Source organism: Brevibacillus sp. NSP2.1 (genome assembly GCF_000470975.2).
GTDB lineage: Bacteria > Bacillota > Bacilli > Brevibacillales > Brevibacillaceae > Brevibacillus > Brevibacillus agri.
Window position 1 is genome coordinate 1,021,452 of the sequence record NZ_CP048274.1, and the last position, 19,584, is coordinate 1,041,035.

The window sequence follows — 19,584 nt, forward strand, 5'->3', positions numbered from 1 at the left end:
TTCATACACATTACTTTGTCATGCGTAGTAATATGTGTTATGCTGTACATGCGAGGTGAACCGGATGGGCGACAAAAGCATCAGCAGCGACATTATTCGCGGGCATATTGATGCGATCATTTTGCGGGTGCTGTGCGAAAAAGACAGCTACGGCTACGAGATCATCAAAACGATTTTCAAAAACAGCGGTGAACAATACGAGCTGAAAGAGCCTTCCTTGTACACGAGCCTGAAAAGGTTGGAGGCGCAAAAGCTGATCGTGTCGTACTGGGGCGATGAGAGCCAGGGCGGAAGGCGCAAATATTATCAGGTGACCGAGGCAGGAAGAGCGGCGTATGCCAGTGCGCTCGCGTCCTGGAAGGTTGCCAGGCAATTAATCGATCAGCTTATCGAAAGGCGGGAGGAAGCGTAATGCATAGTCTGCAAATCCATGTGGAAAAGCTGTTCGCCAAGTACAAAAGCAGCAGGCAAATCGAAGAGCTGAAGTGGGAAGTGCTGAGCAATCTGGAGGCGCGAGTGGCGGATCTGGTCGCAGACGGGATGCCGCTGGAGCAGGCGGTGAAAAAGGCGACAGACCAGCTTCCCTCGGTCGATTCGCTCGTCGGGGAAAGCCGGTCGGTCTATGTCCTTGCTTTTTGGCAAGAGCTGCTGCAGCGGGCCCTGCTCTACACTTTGGTAGCCTGGATTGCGACGATGCCGCTGCGCATTTGGGGGATGGGCATTTCGGTAAACCACGGCTTGTTGGTACTATGTTTGCTCGAAGGAATCGTCTACGCCGTCTTGCTCCGGAGCAAGCGCCTGTCCGCTGCCGCAAAAAAGAGCGAGCTGAATTTGCGCACGGCGTTTCGGTTGCGCAAAATCGGGTGGTCGCTGTGGGCGCTGTATATGGCGGTTTCTTTCGCGTACACGACAGCGATTCACTTTGCCAGCCATATATGGTTCGCCAGAGCGGTCAGCCTGTCAGGGCCTTACCAGTTTGCCACGGTAGCGGTAGAGTACGTGCTGCCCGCCGTGTCGATCATCGTGCCGCTTTTGCTGCACGCGCTGCCAGAAGCGATCATGAAATGCGAAGCGAGAGAGGAGGAGTGACGTGAAAAATAAGCTGATTTTGTTGCTCGCCTTGCTCGGGATTGGCCTGTTTGCTGTCATTCAAGGCTGGATTCTCCCGAAAAAGGAGCTTGCTGCCGAGCAGTACCTCGCTGACCAGCAAAGCCCGCTGACGCACGATCTGCAAACGATTTTGCCGTACAAAAACAAGTACATGGGCGATGTTTCCAACCTGAATCTGTTCAACCATCTGCCGTTGAAAGACTTGAAACGGTCGTATCAGTTGCGCTCCGACGAATTTGCCATAGAAGTTCATTACGAAGCCGACGAGCTGCGCGAGGATGAAAAAGCGATCCGGCAGATGCTGCTCTACAATTCGGTCGCCGCCTTCGCCTTGATCGACAATTTGCAGACGATTGACTACCGGTTTTTGGACCGGACGCTGACTGTCTCCCGCTCCCGGATTCAGCAACTGTTCGGGGACGATCTGGCAGCGCTTTTGACGACGGAAAAATGGCGCGCAAACGTGCAGCAGAAATGGCAGGATGCCCGGTTTTTGCAAGAAGGCGTGAAGGCGCTGGAGGAAAAGCAGTAGGAGGCCAAAGCCAAAAGGCGCATCTTCTCTGGTCGACCGCCTCTTCGCCCAATACCAGCGGGAGATGAAACACGGTCGGCGACGAGGGGACATGGCCGTGAAGTAGAAAAGCCTTTTCCCGTCTACGCTCTGCGCAAAGCAGTTGCGATGAAGGGAAAAGGCTTTTTTGTACGCTTTTTTCAGCCAGAAAAAGCAGGCGAATAACGCACCGTGCCATGAACCCCGTCCAGGCTGCCGGGCGCAAGCTCCAGCGCCATAAACAGCTCGTCGGGAATCTCGAACGGAGCGCGGATGCCCCAATGAGAGGCGGGGCGGAAGCCGAATTTGGGATAGTAGCGCTCATGTCCGAGCACGACAAGCGCTTTGTAGCCGAGCGCTCGGGCGGCATTGATCGAATGGTTGATGAGTGCCGCCCCGATGCCTTTTCCCTGATGAGAGGGGAGTACGGAGACGGGGGCGAGAGCAAGCGCCTCGTCAAAGGAGCCGCCATCGTGCTCGATCTTGATTTTGCTCAGCAGCAGATGGCCGACGATGCGGCCGTTCTCTTCGAAAACGAGCGAGAGCGCAGGCACGAACTCGGCTGATTCCCGCAGGCGCTTGACGAGCAAATGCTCCGTTTGATCGCAGAAAGGCTGGCCAGCAAACGCTGCTTGCACCACCTGCTCGGTCGTATGGTAGTCTTGCGGTTCTTCTGTGCGAATGGTCATGAACAATCCTCCGCTGTATTCAGGTTTTCGTCCATTATATACCAGAGAGGGTTACAATCGCCTTCGCTCAAAAAAACAAACTCAACATGTAGTAGAGCGCCGCTGAAATCAGTGCGGAGATCGGCAGCGTAATAAACCAGGTGATGATGATCCGTTTGGCGACGCCCCAATTGACGCCCTTCAGCCGTTTCGCTGCGCCGACCCCCATAATCCCCGAGGAAATCACGTGTGTCGAGCTGACCGGAAGCCCCAACTGCGTAAATGTAAAAATGATCGTGGAGGAGCTTAAATCAGCGGTAGCGCCGTTGATCGGCTCGATTTTCGTAATTTTGCCGCCGACCGTCTTGATGATCTTCCAGCCGCCGACAGACGTTCCCAGCCCCATGGAAATCGCGCAAATAAGCTGGACCCAAAACGGAATCGACGCGGTATCCGCATGCAAATCGGCAGCCACCAGGGCGAAGACGATGATCCCCATTGCTTTTTGCGCGTCGTTGGTGCCGTGGGTAAAAGATTGCAGGGCGGCGGTGAGAATCTGGAAGTAGCGAAAGCCCCGGTTTACTTTGGCGGGCGGTATCTGGATGCTGCGGAACAGGGCGTAGACCAGCTTCATGAGCAGAAAAGCAGCCACAAGCGCGATGATCGGCGACAAAATCAGCGCCTCGAAAATTTCCAAAAAGCCGTTCCAGTTGATTTGCGAAACGCCAGCCGAAGCGAAAACGGCACCTACGACGGAACCGATGAGCGCATGGGACGAACTGCTCGGAATGCCGTACCACCAGGTGACCAGATTCCAGAAAATCGCCGCGACCAAGGCAGCCAGCACGATCAGCACGCCGTATTCCAGCTTGGCGGGATCGGCAATCTTTCCCCCGATTGTTTTGGCGACTCCTGTAAAAGCAAGCGCGCCGACGAAGTTCATGATCGCGGCCAGGGCGATGGCGGTTTTCGGCGGCAAAGCTTTGGTCGAGACTGTGGTGGCGATGGCATTGGCTGTATCGTGAAAGCCGTTGATGAAGTCAAAGGAAACGGCCAGAACAATGACAGCGATCACAAGAGGCAGGCTAGTGTGCATGGAAGGGAGCCTCCTTCGTTTATGTATTGCTCATAATCACCGTCTCCATCGCATCGGCGACGTCCTCGCAATGATCCATGACATCCTCAAGCACATCGTAAATTTCCTTGAACTGCATGATGTGAATCGGATCGCTCGTCGACTTGAAAAGCCGCCGGATGCTTTCCCGCACCAGCTCATCGCCGGCGCTTTCCAGATCGTTGATGCGAATGATGTACTCCTTCATGCCGGGCAGCTTTTGTTTTTGCAACAGTTCAATCGCGAACAAAATTTGCTGGGTCGCATCCTCAATCAGTTGGCCGAATTTGACCATCGTCTCATCCGGCTCCATGATGTCGTACATGTACAGGCGAGCGGCACACCCCTCCAGGCCGTCCAGCACATCATCCAGCTTGACGGCCAGATTCAGCACGTCCTCGCGTTCAATCGCGGAAATAAACGTTTTGTTGATCCGGACGATGATCTCGTGAATCAGTTTGTCGCCTTTTGACTCATACTCTTTCATTTCCTCGGAAAAGCGTTTTAGCGTATCCAGCGACTTGATTTTATACTTATTGAAATAAATGGCCGAGTCGTACACGTTTTTGGCGATGGCGTATAACTCATCCAGCAGGGCGTCCGATTTGGTAAAAAGCATAAAAAGACCTCCACATAGGAATCCGACTAGGGATATTTTAAGTGGAGGCGTGAGCATTTATGCACTTTTCGCAGAGCTAGGCAAAATATAGCTGGCTTGCCATGTAGGCGGCGACTCCCCACATGATGAGCGCAGAGACGATGTTGAGGCTGCGCAGCAAGGACCCTGACCGATCCAGCTTGCCCATGATTCTGCCTGCCACGGACAAGCCGAAAAACCAGAGGCAGGAGACGAGGATGCAGGCGATGGTGAAGCCCCATTTTTCTGCACCGACATAGCTGAGCGAGCTGGTCCCGATGACCCCGATTGTGTCGAGGATCGCGTGCGGATTGAGCAAAGAGACGGAAGCGGCGAACATCATCTGCTTTTTGGCGGAAAAGCTTGCTTTTTCCCCGTTATCCAGGCTTGGTCGGCTGCGCCAGGTCAGGTAGCCCATGTACAGCAAAAAACAAACCCCGATGACGTACAAGACGGTTTTCAGCCAGGCAACAGTCAAGACGACCAGCGAAACGCCGAGGACGGCGAGCAAAATCAGGAGCGCATCACAGGCGGCTGCCGTCAGGACGACGGGAGCAGCTCTCCACAGCGTAGGCTGTGCGGCCCCTTGGTTGAATACAAACACGTTTTGCGCACCCAGCGGCAAAATCAGCCCGAAGGCGAGCACAAACCCGTGCAAAATGGCTTCCAGCACAATTCCTTCCTCCTTTTACGATAGAAGCAAACAAAATAATGGCGCTATGGACATTATTCATGAGGAAGGGCAGAATGTCTCCAGCCAATTGGTTTACTCCTGGACCAACCAATTTGTACAATAGAGCAAAGGAGAGGGGAACGGATGCTGACGATTGACTGGAAGCCGGACAAATCCGGTGACATGCCTGTTTACGCGCAAATTGTCGCGTACATCAAAGGAAAAATTGCCGGAGGGGAGTGGCCGGTCAACAGCAAGCTGCCTACACAGCGCGCATTGGCTGCTGCCTTCGAGGTGAACCGCAGCACGGTTGTGACTGCATTGGAGGAGCTGAAAGCGGAAGGGCTGATCGAATCGACGGTCGGGAGCGGTTCGGTCATCTGCAACAACACATGGTCGCTGTTGACGACCACACCGCCGCCGGATTGGCTGGGCTATGTGCGGGCGGGCACGCACCTGCCCAATTCGCCGACGATCCAGGACATTAACCGTTATGAGCCAAACCCGCGCTTCATCCGCCTGGGTACAGGAGAGCTTTCGCCCGCGCTGATCCCGACGACGGAGATGGAGGAAGTGCTTGGCGACCTGCGGGGAAAAATGATTCAGCTCGGCTACTCCGAGCCGAAGGGGCTTTTGCCGCTGCGCGAGGCGATCAGCGCTCACCTGCGCACGCGAGGGGTCGAAGCTTCCCCGGCGTCCATTTTGGTTGTATCCGGTGCGTTGCAGGCTTTGCAGTTGATCTCGCTCGGGATTTTGCACCGTGGCTCGACGATTTTGCTGGAGCAGCCCTCGTACTTGTTTTCGCTGCCGTTATTCCAGTCGTCAGGGATGAGGCTGGCTGGCGTAGCGATGGATGGGGAAGGGATAGCGCCTGCCTCTGTCGTCCGGCAGAAGCAGCTTCATAACGGAGCGCTGCTCTATACGATCCCGGCTTTTCACAATCCGACCGGGATTTTGATGAGCGAACAGCGCAGGCGGCAGCTCATGGCCGTATGCGAACAGGAGCGGCTGCCTGTCCTGGAGGACGATGTGTACGGCGAGCTGTGGCTGGACGAGCCGGGGCCAGCGCCGCTCAAGGCGAGCGATCAGAGCGGGTTGGTGCTCTACCTTGGCAGCTTGTCGAAAACGCTTAGCCCGGGCCTGCGAATCGGCTGGATCGTAGGGCCGCAGCCTGTGATTGAACGGCTGGCCGATGTGAAAATGCAGATTGACTACGGGTCCAGCGCCCTCTCGCAATGGGCGGCGACAGAATGGCTGACGAGCGGGCGCTATCAACGTCACCTCGAACGAATCCGCACGGCGCTCAAGGAGAGAAGAGGGCGGATGGGCGAGCTTCTCGAACGTTGGTTTTCCGACTTGGCCGACTGGCAGATGCCGCAGGGCGGCTTTTACATCTGGCTGTGTCTGCGCCAGCCCGTGTCGATGCGCAAGCTGTTTACGCAGGCGCTGGCAGATGGCGTCCTGCTCAATCCCGGTTTCGTGTACGACCAGACGGACAGCCAACATCTGCGCTTGTCTTATGCGTACGCGGCTGACGACGAGCTGGAGCGGGCGCTGTTCACTGTCGCCCAGCTTTTGCGGGCCAATGGCTGAAAACAGGTGGAGGCTGCTTGCTGAAAGCGCAAAGCCGAAAGTCGCTCAAGGATTCCAGCGTGCTTTTGCCGTCCTCCCTTTCAACACGGCGGACAGCAAATACAGCAAGGAGGCAATGAGAAAGAAGGAAAATTTGTCTGCATTCATGGACAAGTACAGGCTGAGCGGAAAGGAGACGATAAAAGAAAGCAAAATAACGGGCGGCTTTACAAAGGAAGCAAGCAAGCCGAGCAACGCCGGGAGCCCGAGGCAAAGAAACGTCAACACAGAACTGGGGGACTTTTCAGAAAGCAAAACGTACCACAGAACAAGGGAGCCTGCAGAAGCGAGCAGGCCGCAAAGCAAAGAGAGCCAAAACCAAAAACGGTTTTTCACTTGAATCCCTCCTTCTCCAATAAATTAGATTCATCACCATAACCCGTGCTAGACATTGAAAAAACGCAGATGTTCCTTTATCGTGGGAGTTGTCGAGACAACCACTGAAAAGGAGGAAATCTGCGTTGTGCCTTGATTTTAGCACAGACTTTATCAGACTTCCATCATTCCATCTCACACATTGGGAAAAAACAAAGGAAACGGATTGGATCGCTGTTCTGGAACCGCATTCTGCCTGTCATCTTTGTCCGATCTGCCTCGGAGCCAGTACCAACCATGCACGTCCTGGACGGCGTATTCTTCGTCATCGTTTCGTTCCTTCTTGGGGGACCGTCTGGGTATCCGTTCCCGTGTATCGCCAGCGCTGTGCTAGTTGTATGCTTACATGGACAGTGGAATGGAACGGTATCCCGCCTCGAGGATCCGTCACCTCTGCTTTTCAAGAGATGGCGGTGGATATGTGCCGCAGTCGGGATTTGCTCTCGGTTGCCAAGCAATTAAGTCTGGCCTACTCGACACTCGAACGCTGGTACTACCAACTGGCCCCCCAACGCCTTGCTCAACCAAAAGAACATGAAGCTCCTGAAGTGGTCTGTCTGGATGAGTTTGCGTTGCAAAAAGGACATAAGTACGGCGTGAACCTCATGGATGCTCAAACCGGTCATATCTGGCAAGTCACAGAAGGACGTTCACGTGAACAAGTACGAAACGCGCTGCAGCAATGGCCTTTTCGTAAGGCTCCCCATGTAGTTGTCACGGATTTGGCTCCAGGAATGGCTGAAACAGTATGCCAAGTCTGGAAGCATACCCTTGTGGTAGCAGATAAATTTCACGTGATCCAGCTTTTCTAGAAAGCGTTGGAAGCTACCCGAAAACGCACTCATGCTCGTGGAACACATCGTCGGGGCAGACATGAGCAACGCCTGCTCCATACGATCCCTGACAAGCTGAAGCCCGAAGAGCTTCAGGAACTGAAGAATTGGTTAGCAGAAGATCCACACCTCAAACGACTCTACTTTGCGCTTCAAGACATAAGAACCGTGTATGCCGTTCAAAACCCAAGAGACAGGCGAGGAAGCACTTCAGAAATGGATTGACGACCATCTCTATTCTCCGACTCCTGCGGTTCGTTCCATTGCCAAAACGATTGCACAGTGGCAAGAGCCCATTCAGCATTATTTTTCCTTTCGGGTAACGAATGCCAAGATTGAAGGGACACACAACAAAGTGAAAGTCATCAAGCGACGAGCCTATGGGTATCGCAACATCGAGCGGTTCAAGATTCGAATTCGGCTGGAGTGTAAACCAGCCATATAAAAAAGTGAAAAACTACGCTAGAGGAAGATCAAGCACGTTTAATGGTGAAGAGCTAACAATAAACATAATTGTAAATATTTTCTTAATAGAATCCGATAACTATACCACACGATTGAAAACGTTTTTTCGAAAATAACGAAAATAAAATCAATAGGTGTCGGGATACAAACGGACAATGCTGAAGGGATTCGATATGGATGGGTCCAAATAACGTCTTCCACCTTTTCAGAAACGCAAACTATTTGAAACTTTTTCTCGCAGAATTTACTTCGCAACTGGGAAATGTCATCGGGATTATGGCGATCACATTTTATTTGCTTGATAAATTTAGCCAACAACCGTACTACACTACCATGAAAGACATGATGCATGCCGCACCCGCATTGGTCGTTTTTCTGTTTATCGGCGTTTTTGCGGATCGCTTTGACCGTCAGAAAATAGCGGTCCATTGCGATCTGATTCGCGCATTTCTCACTGTATGTCTAATGATTTGCATTTGGTACGATTCGCTTGCCTTCATTTTTTTAGCCATTTTTCTCCGAAGTGCTGTAGGGAAATTTTTTCCTCCCGCCCAAAGTGCAATCATTCAAGGCGTACTATCAAAAGAAGAATATCCCCTTGCCGCTGGATTAAACTCTATGCTCGTAAGTGTATTTTTGCTTAATCCAGCGGCAAGGGGAAGGCGTAGCAAAGGGCCAGTTCATGAGAGCCTGACGAACCTGCTCACGTGAACGCCCTTCTGTAACCTGCCAGATATGCCCGCTTTGTGCATCCATGAGGTTGACACCGTACTTGTGTCCTTTTTGGAGAGCAAACTCGTCCAGACAGACCATAGTAGGCGTAAGATGATCTTGGGGCTTAGCGAGAAGCTGAGGAGCCAGTTGGTAATACCACGGTTCCAATGTCGTATAGCAGATTCCGAGTTGTTTGGAAACGCTAAGCAAATCCCTCTTCTGACACAACTCAACGGCCATTTGACGAAACGCAAAAGGAGCCGTTCCTCGGTAGGGAATTCCATCCCATTCGAGAGTTCAGGTGATCTGGCAATCGTGGCAACGTTGTCGATATACAGGAACACGTACCCAGACAGTACCCCATGAAGGAATAAAGCGGTGACGAAGAAGACGGTGCCCTGGGCGAGCATGATTGGTGCTCTCTTTCAGGCAGAGAGGACACAGATGAGAGGCTGGATTGGGAGTGAGAGTCACTACCCAATCGGTTTCAGTCGTTTTGTCCCAATGGGAAAGTTGAAACGATGGAAGGCCGATTAAGTCTGTGGTAAACTGGTTAGACAACGTAGATTTCCTCCTATCTTGTGATGGTCAGGACAACTTTCACGATAGAGGAACATCTACGTTTTTTCAATGTCTAGCACGGGTTATGGTGATGAATCAACTTTTACATTTTTGGTATTATATGGTATGAATATAAAGTATTTTAAAAATATGGAGGTTGAATTGTCTTGAAGCTAACTAAATCTCTTGTTTCATTAATCTCTATCAATTGCACTTCTGCTCGGAAGTTCTTCATCTCTTATATCAGCAAAATCACATGAAGAATCTGTTTATTTTGAAAATTTGCCAATTTCCATTGCAGAGGGAATTAGTCTTGAAGAACTTGCTGAAGCTCTTGACGAACCACGTATTCTTGAAAGTAAAAACGTAACGATTTTAGGCAAAGAAGAAATTAGAAGCTTATCAAATGTTGTAGGGGAAAGAAAAAAAGTTTACGGTGCCAAGAAAGACGATGATTCAAAAATCGACTACGTTGCAAAAGAATCTGTGAAAGGTGTGCAGCCTTTTATTATCAATGCTATTGCGTTTGATCATTATATGACGAGTGATTTTGGTAATGGAGAAGTTTACTCTAATATCGAGGTTAGTGCGGTTGTTGGTGATGTAGCATCGGTTTCGTTTACACATTCCATCACAAGATCTAACTACGAAAATGGTTCTTATAAAACTTCTAAATCGAAGTCCTCAAGCATGTCAAATCCACGGGTTGGAAGGTCACACCAAGTTTATGCCAATTCAGATACTGCGTGGTGGTCTGGTTATCTAACAGGTACTTTTACATCAAGCAAAGGAACAACTCGCTCTATTGCTGAACTAAATGGGCCAGAAAAGATCTTAACAAACACTTTAGGTGATGTGTATCCAGATTACGTGGACCCTCAATCGAACATTGAGCTTATCAAGCCGGATGCAAATCTTGTAAAGAAAAAAAGGCAAAGAGAAAGTAACTATAGAAGTAATTTTATTAATTACTATGAATTGAATTATGGGCGTCCACAGTATTTTGATTGGACTGAAGTAGAAATTCATCATATGATTCCATTAGAATACTATGGTTCGAATGATGTCGATAACCTTATTCCCCTTCTGAAGAAAGGTTATTCAAATGATTACATTATGTACCACCATGAAGTAACAAATTGGTGGAATAATTATTAAAATTACTTTGAATCACTAGCGTTGCATAAAAAATGCGTTCGTAATTTGTCGAAGTATTCTGAATGACATTTTCAGCTACACAACCAAAAACGGCAGCAACCAAGCAAAAGGTAGCCACTGTCCATTTGGTAGTTTTATACATTTATTACAATCGTGATAACAGCAACCAATACCTAATTCCTTTTCTGTCGCCCTCTGGATGTTCGTTTGGACTGGTAATTCATTCTACCTATCCATTGTTCGAACGTTTGCCAAAGAAACACTTTTAGCCATCTCCTGATCTGCAACAAGCTGTGCTGACTGTTTTGTTCCAGTTTGACAAGGAGCAACAGGCAGTAGGCAATGAGTGCGAGTAATACTTGGTTTCGTACCGCATTTTCACTCGTTCCATAGAAGTTCTTGATCTTTACATGCTGCTTTATCCACTTGAAAAACAGCTCAATTTGCCAACGCCAACGATAGATGTCGCTGAGTTCTTCTGCTTCCAGGTCGAACCGATTCGTAATGATTCGAATGAGATTTCCCTTCGAATCAAGCGTTTCAATGAGTCGCAGCACGTTATCTACCCGCTTTTGAGGCGTTCCAAGAAGGATCATGGAATCCGATAAAACGGAGCTTTCCAAGGGGATTTTGAATTCATAAAGATGACGGATTTCGGCGTTATCTTTTAGACGAGAAGCGAAAAAGATGCCTTTGTCCGTGTATTCATCAAATTTTTCATAATCCACATACCCTCGATCAAAGACGTACATCATACCGATCTCATCAATCAACGATTCCATTTGAGTGCGGTCATTGGACTTGGCACCCGTGATGGTTATTTTTTCAGGATACACATCCCCCTGGTCGGCAAAGACGAGACGAAGATGAAGTTTGATGCCAGCCTTGGTTTTACGGAAAGTTGCCCATTTGTACTTCTGCAAACACAGCCCAATCGTTGTAGAATCAATGATTTTCATGTCTTTTCGAAGGGAATACGTGTTGCCCGAGTGTCTCTGAATTTGCCCTACAAGGTCAACAAATATTTCTTCAAGCAAAGCTGGATCTACTCGATTGTTTTTGCGACTAAGCTGAGCGGGACTAATCGACGACAGTCCTAACTCTCGCTGGAATTTCTTTGATAAAACATCATCTGCAATGGCTCGGAGTCCTTCTCGTTGCTGAAGTTGAGCATGCAAAAACAGGAGTAGATATGCTTTGGTCGTTAACTTTTTCACGTACTTGTCCTGATCCGTTTCGTCTATCCGTTGTTGAAATTTCACAATATTAATGGGTGAAATGTATTTACCAAATGAAGAAAATAGGGTATTCTTGTCCATGGTCTATCCTTTGCGTTGGATTTGGACAGGAACTACCTGACCTTTCCAGTGTAAAGGATTTTTTTATGCCTGAGAACACTTGAACGCTGAAAGTTATGATGATTTTGAATGGTATGAAAAGATTAATGCAACGCTAGTGACTTTGAATAGAAATGGCTACCATTATAAATTATAATGGTAGCTCATTTCTATATTATGGAATTATGGAGGAATACGTTATGACTACTGATTTCAAGGCGATTATTTCATCAATTCCAGGAGAATATGTAATTAACGAGTCTAAACTAATAATTCGAAATGAATCTATTCAATCTATTTTTCACCTAGCAGAATCGTCAGAAGCATTAAACGTTCTTACTGAAAAATATAAGTTTGTTATTCCTGATGATTTTCACTCTTTCTTAAGTCAATACAGAAAAGCAGTGTTATTCCAACATAGTCATTTTGGGGGGGGATATGATATTTTGAGTGTTGAAGGAGTAGTAGATTATTGGAAATCATACAGTATTGATGCTCCTTATTATCCAATCATCTGGAGTAGTCACTCAATTGGCAGCATATGTGTTAATCAAGAGCAAGTGGGTTCAGAAAATGGATACTTAACTTGGATTGATTCAATGGATCCTGAAAACCCAATTGACTTAAATCTGAGTTTTACCGATTGGTTAGTTAAACTTATTGAATGCGATGGCAAGGAATTTTGGCTGGAATCATAAGTGGATTTCTCCTTACGTTGAGAATCGTATGGCAACCACGTACTTTTCGATCTGCTGTGGAGACAGCGGCAATACGGACGCAAGCTCCTGCCATTCCTCTTGCCTGATCGCATACGGATCTAGCCCCCGCTTTTGTGCAAAGGCGTGGAGCTGGCTTGTCGAGCTCTTGTACCCACGTAAACAAATTGGGTGTTCTGGCCAGATTCAATGTAGTGGCAAACGTCCCCAGGTCCAGATTGAAATCAACTGTAAGCACTTTTAAAGGGTAGGTGCCCTCCCTTTTTTTTACAAGAAAGAAAACTGGACAGCCCTTCGGCTGTCCCAAAACTTATAAAGTCTTATCTGTTAAAAAAAGAGTGGGTAAGTACCCGCTCCCTTTTCTTTATTGTATAGCGAAAACCCCCAGTTCGACTGGGGGTTCAGGAAAGCTTATAGCTATGAGTAGCCATCCTTTGAACCCAGTGATAAGATGAGAGCCGGTCTGCCAACCGCTCACATGAATCACAGGAGGACAAAGGATGGACAAAAGCAGTCTAGCACATACCAAATGGAACTGCAAATACCATATGGTATTTGCACCGAAATACCGCAGACAAGTGATATACGGAAAGTTGAGAAGAGAGATCGGAAAGATATTGCGGGAGTTATGTGAACGAAAAGGGGTGGAGATTATCGAAGGAGAAGCCTGCGTGGATCATATTCACATGCTGGTGAGCATTCCACCGAAATTAAGTGTATCTGAATTTATGGGCTACTTAAAAGGGAAAAGTTCTCTGATGATTTTTGATAAGTTTGCAAACATGAAATACCGATATGGGAACCGACAATTCTGGTGTAGAGGGTACTATGTGGATACGGTGGGGAGAAACAAAAAGGTAATAGAAGAGTTGGACTGTCAACACCAAACTAGACGGATTTCTTAAGTGCCTTCTGTTTGTAAACGAGTGGACTCAGATACCCCAATGTCGAGTGAATTCTTGTTTCGTTAAACCACTTGACGTATTTTTCTAATTCTAGCTTCAACTGTGTCAACGACTCAAACTGCCGATTCTTTACGAACTCTGCTTTGATTAGCTTAAAGGTAGCTTCAGCAACTGCATTGTCATAGGGACAGCCTTTCATGCTCAGGGAACGTTTGATTTCGAACGTGTGGATGACTTCATCAATCGTCTGATTTTTAAATTCACTACCACGATCCGTATGAAAGAGCTGGATCTGACGCAAGTCTCCCTTTACGCTTGAAGTTTTGCTTTGATCTTCCTTGCTCCATACACGCGCTGATTCTCTTCAAAAATACGGATAATTGCTTGTTCCACTTCATCATTGACAGATGATTGCTCATTACTCTCGTAGTAGTAGGTACTCCTATTGACCTGAAGAATCTTGCACATGGCCGATATGGGATACTTATGAGCGTTTTGCTGGATTACCGTTATTTTCGTCCGAAGATCAGCGCTGCTTGCTTTAAAATATCGTTCTCCATTTTCAATCGTTGAATTTCCTTACGTAGCGCAAGGAGTTCATTCTGTTCCTCTGTCCGGTTGTCCTTTTCTTTGAAAGAACCTGTTGTTCTACTCTGTTTGACCCAACGGTCAAACGCAGATGCACTCAGATCATATTCTCTCAAAATATCTGCCCGCGGTTTCCCATTCTCGTAAAGTTGAACCATCTGCTGCTTGAACTCGTCTGTAAATGACCGACGCTCACGTTTCTGCATGACATTCTCTCCGTTCCTTGTCGATTTGATTTCAATCTACTAGACCTTAAGAGAATTGTCCAATTCAGTGTAGCCGATCCAATCTGCGTTGTGCCTTGATTTTAGCACAGACTTTATCAGACTTCCATCATTCCATCTCACACATTGGGAAAAAACAAAGGAAACGGATTGGATCGCTGTTCTGGAACCGCATTCTGCCTGTCATCTTTGTCCGATCTGCCTCGGAGCCAGTACCAACCATGCACGTCCTGGACGGCGTATTCTTCGTCATCGTTTCGTTCCTTCTTGGGGGACCGTCTGGGTATCCGTTCCCGTGTATCGCCAGCGCTGTGCTAGTTGTATGCTTACATGGACAGTGGAATGGAACGGTATCCCGCCTCGAGGATCCGTCACCTCTGCTTTTCAAGAGATGGCGGTGGATATGTGCCGCAGTCGGGATTTGCTCTCGGTTGCCAAGCAATTAAGTCTGGCCTACTCGACACTCGAACGCTGGTACTACCAACTGGCCCCCCAACGCCTTGCTCAACCAAAAGAACATGAAGCTCCTGAAGTGGTCTGTCTGGATGAGTTTGCGTTGCAAAAAGGACATAAGTACGGCGTGAACCTCATGGATGCTCAAACCGGTCATATCTGGCAAGTCACAGAAGGACGTTCACGTGAACAAGTACGAAACGCGCTGCAGCAATGGCCTTTTCGTAAGGCTCCCCATGTAGTTGTCACGGATTTGGCTCCAGGAATGGCTGAAACAGTATGCCAAGTCTGGAAGCATACCCTTGTGGTAGCAGATAAATTTCACGTGATCCAGCTTTTCTAGAAAGCGTTGGAAGCTACCCGAAAACGCACTCATGCTCGTGGAACACATCGTCGGGGCAGACATGAGCAACGCCTGCTCCATACGATCCCTGACAAGCTGAAGCCCGAAGAGCTTCAGGAACTGAAGAATTGGTTAGCAGAAGATCCACACCTCAAACGACTCTACTTTGCGCTTCAAGACATAAGAACCGTGTATGCCGTTCAAAACCCAAGAGACAGGCGAGGAAGCACTTCAGAAATGGATTGACGACCATCTCTATTCTCCGACTCCTGCGGTTCGTTCCATTGCCAAAACGATTGCACAGTGGCAAGAGCCCATTCAGCATTATTTTTCCTTTCGGGTAACGAATGCCAAGATTGAAGGGACACACAACAAAGTGAAGGTGATCAAGCGAAGAGCCTACGGCTACCGCAATCTAGAGAGATTCAAGATTCGCATTAGACTGGAGTGTAAACCGGCTACATAACTACGAAAAACTGCGATAGAGGGAGATCAAGCACGTTTTACGGTGAAGAGCTATAAAATTATACAATTTGGAAAAAGAAGTAAAAAGCCCCTCCACAAGAAAACGCCGCAAGCACAACAAACAGCCCCGGCCCGAATGGGAATCGGACCAGGGCTGCATCACCCATGCTGGAAAAGCCAAACTATTGATACGGAAACTGACTGGAGTAGCCGGAGAACTGCTGGTAAGCTTGCTGCAGCTTTTGCTGTTCCTCCGCTTCGAGCTTGTACCAGCCTTTTTGGAACATGAGGTTGAACGTATCGCGCGCCGACTGGTGCGTCTCGTTCAACAGTTGCAGCATGTCGCTGTACAGTTGCTGGTGGCTCATCTCGCGCACCGCGACGTTCAGGCTGTCGGTGACGTATTTGCAGGTCGCCAGACAATCGTTGAGAAAATCGCGGTCATTCATTTGCGGCCCTTTGATTTGCGGCAACTGTCCGGATTGCGGGTTTGCGATCTGGTTTTGGTTTGGCATCCTTGTTCTCCTCCCTTACTGCATCTGTTGTTGCTGTTGTTGGGATTGGGTCTGCGGCAAGGTCGCCATGACGGCTGTGTTGTTGTTTTGCAGGTGGGAGAGCAGCTTTTCGTAGTGCTGCTGGTGCATGCGGCCCGTTTTCTCCAGACATTGCTTCACGTCCGGGTCTGTGGCTTGCTGGGCAAAGAAATGCAGCTTTTTAAAGGCGAGCAGCTCCCAGGACAACGCATCTTTCAGGTAGCTCAAGTCTTTGGTCGTGATGACTTTGGGCGGCTCGGGAATCGGCGCTTGTTGAAAAGGCGTGGAAGACATGATGGATGGCATCTGATTGCTCCTTTCATGTGTGATACACGTATAGGATGGGCAACAAGACAGCAAGTAACCCTGCCTCTTTCCGCCAAAAAAAGAACCGATCCGAGAAAGGACCGGTTCCGCTATTTTGCAGAGGCCAGCTCCAGCGAGGCGACCTGAATGTCGATGCTGGCCGGGGCGATGTTGAGGCAAAAGCTGGCTTCCTTGTGCAAATCTTCCTGAATGTCCCGGATCAATCGGGTCATATCCGCCAAATAAGGCAGCTTGAGGGCCAGCGTGATCTGCAGGCGAGGCAAATCGTCGAAGGAAAAGGCAACTTTGACGACCTGGCTGACTTCTTCGTAACGGCTGCAAGCAGCCAGCGTAATTTTGCGCAGCACTTGGGGATGAATCAGGATGCGGCCGCCGGAAAAAGGCGGGTGAACCACGGTCGATTCGCCGATGACTTCCTTTTTCGAGCTGAAAATGCGGGTGGCAGAAGCAATCAGCCGCTGCAAATAGTCTTTTTCAACCTCGACCCGCGGGATCGGGATGACGTGCCTGCCCATCGTCTCCCGCACGTAGCGCGCCGCCTCGATTTCCTGCGGCGGCTTGATGGACTCGATGGGAATGTATTCAATAGAAGCAGGAAGGTGCAGCGCCTCGACAATCCGTGTAATCATGCGCTGCGACGTACCGAGAATCAGCAAGCGTCCCGGCTGAATCTGCTCCAGGCTGCGCCGCACTTCCTCTGCGTGCTCGTCGTAGTGAAAAATCGCCCGCTTGACCGCCTGGATTTTTGTCTTTTCGTACTTGGCGGAGGTACCAGCCACCTTGCGACCCTGGTAGATCAGGATGCCGTCGTCAATAATGGCGTCGATATTCATGCGGTGGGCGAGTTCTAGTGCACTGGAGCTTTTTCCTGTACCACTGGTGCCGTACAAGGCGTAGATTTCCATCGGATACCTCCCTCGTTAAGCTTCTCGCAAAAAATAGGGCAACGGTGCGCCTGCTTGCGTGCGCGCCCGGACATGCTTTGTTTCAACATGGTAACGCACAGGCGGCTCACGAAGCAACCATCTTTGCGAAAAGCTCTTACCGATACTTACCGATACTGCGCGCCCATTTCCCTGGCGCGCTCTGTCGCCCGCAGGATGGCTGCTGTTACCGCCTCCTGGAACCGATACGACTCCAACACTTCCAGCCCGGCCTGCGTAGTTCCGCCAGGGCTGGTGACTTGCCTGCGCAGCAGGGCAGGCTCTGCGCGCGTCTCCAGCAGCATATGGGCCGCGCCGATCACCGTCTGGAGAGTGAGCTGACGGGCCATTTCCCGATCCAGCCCGGCTGTCGCGCCTGCTCCCATCATCGCTTCGACCAAATAATAAATATAGGCCGGGCCGCTGCCGGACAGCCCTGTGATAATATCGAGCTCTTCTTCTGCGACTTCGTGCACGGTGCCAATCGCTTCAAACAGGCGCGTGGCGAGTGCAAGCTGCTCGGGACGCACAAACGCATTGGCACTCAGTCCTGTCGCAGACAGCCCGACAGCGGATGACGTGTTCGGCATCGTGCGAATGATCGGGCAGTCTACCCCCAGCCATTCGCCGATCAGGCTGGTAGGAACGCCTGCGATGACGGAAATAATCAGTTGGTTCGGAGAGATGGTTCCGCGCAGTTCGAGTAGCGCTTCCCCCGCGTCCTTTGGCTTGATCGCCAAAATCAAAATGTCAGATGCCCGCGCCACCGCCAGTTTATCCGTGGTGGCGTTGACCCCGTATGCGTCCGTCAACTGCTCCAGGCGCTCCGCGTTGTTGCGGTTGGTGACGAAGATGCGGTCTGCTGCGGTCAAGCCTTTTTTCAAAATCCCCGAAAGCATCGCTTCCACGATGGAGCCTGCGCCGAGAAAGCCGATTTGTCCGGTTGTTATACTGGCTGTTTGGTTGCTCATCGCTGTTTCCTCCCTTTGGACTAGCGGATTTGTCCCGTTCCACGTACGACGTACTTGTAGGAAGTGAGTGCGGGCAAGCCCATCGGCCCGCGGGCGTGCAGCTTTTGCGTGCTGATCCCGATCTCGGCGCCAAAGCCGAACTCTCCGCCGTCGGTAAAGCGGGTAGAGGCGTTGTGATAGACAGCAGTTGCGTCGACAGCGGCCAAAAATTGATTCGCTGCGGCGTCGTCTTCCGTCACGATCGCTTCGGAGTGGCCTGAGCTGTGCGCGGTTATATGCTCAATCGCTTCGGCCAGACTGTCGACTGTGCGGACAGCCAGGATGAGAGCGGAGTATTCCGTATCCCAGTCCGCCGCCTGGGCTTCGCGGAGGAGAGAAGCGAGCTCATGGTGCGCCTCTTGCGTTTTGGCGCAGACGCGCAGTTCGACTCCTTGATCGAGCAGCTTTTGCAGCAGCGCCCGCTGGTAGTCGTGCGGCCAGTTGCGGTGGAGGAGCAGCGTTTCGGCTGCGTTGCAGACCGCGGGGCGGCTTGTTTTCGCGTTGACGGCGATTGCTTCTGCCATGTCGTAGCGGGCCGCCTGATCGATATAGATGTGGCAGTTGCCTACTCCCGTTTCCAGCACAGGCACGCTGGACAGTTGCAGCACGCGCTGGATCAGACCTGCTCCGCCGCGCGGGATGATGACGTCGACCAGTCCGTTTGCGGTACATAACAGGTCGACAGAAGCGTGCTCGGCAAAAGGCAGGTATTGCACAGCGGCTTCGGGTAGTTCTGTCGCTGCCAGCGCCTCGCGAATCGAGCGGGCCAGCGCGACGTTGCTGTTGACGGCGCTGTGGCTGCCGCGCAGGACGATCGCATTGCCGGTTTTCAGCGCAATCGCCGCCGCATCGACGGTGACATTCGGCCGAGCTTCGTACACCATGCCGATGACGCCAAGCGGGACGCGAATCTGTTCGATGACGAGACCATTCGGCTGCGTCCAGGAATCCATTTTTTGTCCGACAGGATCATCGAGAGCGGCCAAGGAAGCCAGGCTTTCCACGAGATCGTGGACACGCGCAGGTGTCAGGCGCAGGCGGTCGAGGTAAGAGGCGGGCTGTCCGTCAACTTCCGCCTTGGCGATATCCAGCTCGTTTGCCGCCAGGATGGTTTTTTCGTCGGCCAGCAGCTTTTCGCCGATGGCAGCCAATGCCCTGTCTTTTTCTGTACGGGTCAAGAGCGCCATTTGCCGTGAAGCCTGTTTAGCCAGCGAGAGTTGTGCATACACTTTTTCTTTCAAGCTTTCCATTGTCTCCCCATCTCCTTTTC

Annotated in this window: 18 protein-coding genes and 5 pseudogenes; 10 read left to right on the forward strand and 13 right to left on the reverse strand. The window is 50.3% G+C overall.

Going from position 1 to position 19,584, the window contains the following annotated elements; translation table 11 throughout:
- The first annotated feature begins 64 nt into the window (after window positions 1–64).
- Genes M655_RS04955 through M655_RS04965 form a run of 3 tightly spaced genes read left to right on the forward strand, consistent with a single transcriptional unit; the run spans window position 65 to window position 1,642 of the window.
- Window positions 65–412, forward strand: coding sequence for a PadR family transcriptional regulator (locus M655_RS04955; protein WP_005833681.1), 348 nt, complete (start codon window positions 65–67; stop codon window positions 410–412).
- Complete coding sequence (locus tag M655_RS04960; protein ID WP_025846277.1) at window positions 412–1,089, forward strand: permease prefix domain 1-containing protein; 678 nt, start codon at window positions 412–414, stop codon at window positions 1,087–1,089. The genes M655_RS04955 and M655_RS04960 overlap by 1 nt, the downstream gene beginning before the upstream one ends.
- Before the next feature lies 1 nt (window position 1,090).
- Window positions 1,091–1,642, forward strand: coding sequence for a DUF4825 domain-containing protein (locus tag M655_RS04965; RefSeq protein WP_005833679.1), 552 nt, complete (start codon window positions 1,091–1,093; stop codon window positions 1,640–1,642).
- A gap of 179 nt (window positions 1,643–1,821) precedes the next feature.
- Here M655_RS04965 and M655_RS04970 read toward each other — a convergent pair whose 3' ends face one another.
- From M655_RS04970 to M655_RS04985, 4 genes are all read right to left on the reverse strand, one after another.
- Window positions 1,822–2,349, reverse strand: a complete 528-nt coding sequence (locus M655_RS04970; RefSeq protein ID WP_081414677.1) for a GNAT family N-acetyltransferase — start codon at window positions 2,347–2,349, stop codon at window positions 1,822–1,824.
- Window positions 2,350–2,416: 67 nt separating this feature from the next.
- On the reverse strand, window positions 2,417–3,424 hold the full coding sequence (locus tag M655_RS04975) for an inorganic phosphate transporter (RefSeq protein WP_005833676.1): 1,008 nt from the start codon (window positions 3,422–3,424) through the stop codon (window positions 2,417–2,419).
- 19 nt (window positions 3,425–3,443) lie between these two features.
- Window positions 3,444–4,061 (reverse strand): DUF47 domain-containing protein, encoded by a 618-nt coding sequence (locus M655_RS04980; protein WP_005833675.1) that lies wholly within the window; start codon window positions 4,059–4,061, stop codon window positions 3,444–3,446.
- Between the two features lie 76 nt (window positions 4,062–4,137).
- On the reverse strand, window positions 4,138–4,752 hold the full coding sequence (locus M655_RS04985; RefSeq protein WP_026556993.1) for a LysE/ArgO family amino acid transporter: 615 nt from the start codon (window positions 4,750–4,752) through the stop codon (window positions 4,138–4,140).
- Between the two features lie 144 nt (window positions 4,753–4,896).
- Between M655_RS04985 and M655_RS04990 the strand changes: the two genes are divergently transcribed.
- Window positions 4,897–6,345, forward strand: coding sequence for an aminotransferase-like domain-containing protein (locus M655_RS04990; protein WP_026556992.1), 1,449 nt, complete (start codon window positions 4,897–4,899; stop codon window positions 6,343–6,345).
- A gap of 45 nt (window positions 6,346–6,390) precedes the next feature.
- On the opposite strand, the gene M655_RS04995 is transcribed toward M655_RS04990, so the two are convergent.
- Window positions 6,391–6,720, reverse strand: a complete 330-nt coding sequence (locus tag M655_RS04995) for a hypothetical protein (RefSeq protein ID WP_081414676.1) — start codon at window positions 6,718–6,720, stop codon at window positions 6,391–6,393.
- Between the two features lie 125 nt (window positions 6,721–6,845).
- On the opposite strand from M655_RS04995, the pseudogene M655_RS28265 reads away from it, so the two are divergent.
- Window positions 6,846–8,037: pseudogene (locus tag M655_RS28265) on the forward strand (ISL3 family transposase).
- Window positions 8,038–8,234: 197 nt separating this feature from the next.
- Window positions 8,235–8,768, forward strand: coding sequence for an MFS transporter (locus tag M655_RS05005; protein WP_286085966.1), 534 nt, complete (start codon window positions 8,235–8,237; stop codon window positions 8,766–8,768).
- Here M655_RS05005 and M655_RS28270 read toward each other — a convergent pair.
- Window positions 8,718–9,332, reverse strand: a pseudogene (locus M655_RS28270) (transposase); the annotation flags it as partial. The gene M655_RS05005 and the pseudogene M655_RS28270 overlap by 51 nt on opposite strands.
- 282 nt (window positions 9,333–9,614) lie before the next feature.
- Here M655_RS28270 and M655_RS05010 point away from each other — a divergent pair.
- The gene (locus M655_RS05010; RefSeq protein ID WP_286085967.1) at window positions 9,615–10,490 is read left to right on the forward strand and encodes an HNH endonuclease; all 876 of its coding nucleotides are present in this window, start codon (window positions 9,615–9,617) and stop codon (window positions 10,488–10,490) included.
- 173 nt (window positions 10,491–10,663) lie between these two features.
- Here the strand turns inward: M655_RS05010 and M655_RS05015 are convergent, their stop codons facing one another.
- A complete protein-coding gene (locus M655_RS05015) occupies window positions 10,664–11,809 on the reverse strand; it encodes an IS4 family transposase (protein WP_005837477.1) in 1,146 nt (381 codons plus the stop codon).
- Between the two features lie 218 nt (window positions 11,810–12,027).
- On the opposite strand from M655_RS05015, the gene M655_RS05020 reads away from it, so the two are divergent.
- A complete protein-coding gene (locus M655_RS05020; RefSeq protein ID WP_005836914.1) occupies window positions 12,028–12,525 on the forward strand; it encodes an SMI1/KNR4 family protein in 498 nt (165 codons plus the stop codon).
- A 518-nt stretch (window positions 12,526–13,043) separates the two neighbouring features.
- Window positions 13,044–13,412, forward strand: a pseudogene (tnpA, locus tag M655_RS05025) (IS200/IS605 family transposase); the annotation flags it as partial.
- A 19-nt stretch (window positions 13,413–13,431) separates the two neighbouring features.
- On the opposite strand, the pseudogene M655_RS05030 reads toward tnpA, so the two are convergent.
- Window positions 13,432–14,242 (reverse strand): annotated as a pseudogene (locus M655_RS05030) (IS3 family transposase).
- Window positions 14,243–14,330: 88 nt separating this feature from the next.
- On the opposite strand from M655_RS05030, the pseudogene M655_RS28275 reads away from it, so the two are divergent.
- Window positions 14,331–15,522: pseudogene (locus M655_RS28275) on the forward strand (ISL3 family transposase).
- A gap of 181 nt (window positions 15,523–15,703) precedes the next feature.
- Here the strand turns inward: M655_RS28275 and M655_RS05040 are convergent.
- The 5 genes from M655_RS05040 to M655_RS05060 form a co-directional block, all read right to left on the reverse strand.
- The gene (locus M655_RS05040) at window positions 15,704–16,036 is read right to left on the reverse strand and encodes a spore coat protein (protein ID WP_005826671.1); all 333 of its coding nucleotides are present in this window, start codon (window positions 16,034–16,036) and stop codon (window positions 15,704–15,706) included.
- 15 nt (window positions 16,037–16,051) lie between these two features.
- On the reverse strand, window positions 16,052–16,360 hold the full coding sequence (locus M655_RS05045) for a ferritin-like domain-containing protein (protein WP_005826669.1): 309 nt from the start codon (window positions 16,358–16,360) through the stop codon (window positions 16,052–16,054).
- Window positions 16,361–16,470: 110 nt separating this feature from the next.
- Window positions 16,471–17,286: a hypothetical protein gene (locus M655_RS05050; protein WP_026558494.1), complete on the reverse strand. Its 816-nt coding sequence runs from the start codon at window positions 17,284–17,286 to the stop codon at window positions 16,471–16,473.
- 146 nt (window positions 17,287–17,432) lie between these two features.
- Complete coding sequence (proC, locus tag M655_RS05055; RefSeq protein WP_025844033.1) at window positions 17,433–18,275, reverse strand: pyrroline-5-carboxylate reductase; 843 nt, start codon at window positions 18,273–18,275, stop codon at window positions 17,433–17,435.
- A gap of 20 nt (window positions 18,276–18,295) precedes the next feature.
- Window positions 18,296–19,564, reverse strand: coding sequence for a glutamate-5-semialdehyde dehydrogenase (locus M655_RS05060; RefSeq protein WP_026558495.1), 1,269 nt, complete (start codon window positions 19,562–19,564; stop codon window positions 18,296–18,298).
- Window positions 19,565–19,584: the final 20 nt, after the last annotated feature.